Genomic DNA, 519 nt, shown 5'->3' on the forward strand with positions numbered 1-519 from the left:
CTGGAAAGGCGTCTGCACCGTCCACGAGACGATCAAGAAGGTCTACATGATCCGCTGAGCGGACCCGGAGGATTGTTTCATGGAATTCTCGCCCGACCGTCCGGTATACTTCGTCAATCCGGACTACCGGCCGACCACCGGTGCGCAAAAACCGGTGATCGATCCGGCAACGCTGGAGACGGTCGGCGCCATCGCTTCGGCCAGCGACGGCGAGATCGATGCCGCACTGACCGCCGCGACAACGGCGCAGGCGGCGTGGAAAAGACTCGACGCCAAGAGCCGCGCAAAACATTTGCACGCGGTGGCCAATGCCATCGAGGCGGCGGACTTCACCCGCTGCGCCGAGCTGATGGTGCGCGAGATGGGCAAGCCCTATCCGGAAGCGATCGGCGAGATCGCCAATTGCGCGCCGATCTTCCGCTATTATGCCGAGATGGCGCGAGACGAGGCCGGCATGGTCGCCGGCACGACGCAGGCGGGTTCGTTCCAGTATGCGCGCTACGAGCCCTACGGCGTCTC

The 519-nt window shown here is 64.2% G+C and carries 1 protein-coding gene; it reads left to right on the plus strand.

The features are described 5' to 3' along the window. Positions 1 to 79 precede the first annotated feature (79 nt). Positions 80 to 519 (plus strand): aldehyde dehydrogenase family protein (locus EN862_RS34810; protein WP_135913280.1); only part of this gene is annotated, 440 nt, incomplete at its 3' end.

This window comes from Mesorhizobium sp. M2E.F.Ca.ET.219.01.1.1 (assembly GCF_004016445.2).
Taxonomy (GTDB): Bacteria; Pseudomonadota; Alphaproteobacteria; order Rhizobiales; family Rhizobiaceae; genus Mesorhizobium.